Origin of the sequence: Parabacteroides sp. An277 (assembly GCF_002159645.1) — a bacterium.
Taxonomy (GTDB): Bacteria; Bacteroidota; Bacteroidia; order Bacteroidales; family Tannerellaceae; genus Parabacteroides.
The window spans coordinates 1-505 of record NZ_NFJB01000101.1 but is presented as its reverse complement, the minus strand read 5'-3'; the positions used below and the strand labels follow the sequence as shown (position 1 = coordinate 505).

The window sequence follows — 505 nt, the reverse complement described above, 5'->3', positions numbered from 1 at the left end:
CCATACAGCTGGCTAATGATGAAATGGAGGAAGCCAGACAAAAGGGCAAGGAGTATATCCCGTACAGATTTCCCAATGGTGACACCCGCAAGGAACTGCTTATACGCTCACGTTACCTCCTGTTCAAGTCCGCAGACAAATGGACCGACAGGCAGAAGCAGAGAGCCGCGATATTGTTTGAAGAATACCCTGACATCCAAACGGCATACGGACTGTGCCATTCCCTGCGGATGACCTTTGCCAAAAACACGGTCAAGGATGCCGCACGTCTGTCCATGGCACGGTGGTACAACAAAGTGGAAGAAGCCGGATTTCACTCATTTAACGTCATAGCCGCTACCTTCCATGAGCATTATGATGAGATCCTGAACTTCTACAACAACCGTTCGTCCAATACGATGGCAGAGTCTTTCAACGCTAAAATCAAACTATTCAGAGCAAACCTCAGAGGGGTTGCAGACAAGAAGTTCTTCTTATTCCGTATTGCAAAACTATATGCATATCC

1 protein-coding gene is annotated in these 505 nt (G+C 47.3%); it reads left to right on the top strand.

Features of this window, described 5'->3' with window-relative positions; all coding sequences use genetic code 11:
- The coding region (locus tag B5F77_RS15500) for a transposase (protein WP_087332360.1) at positions 1-505 on the top strand (505 nt) is incomplete at both ends.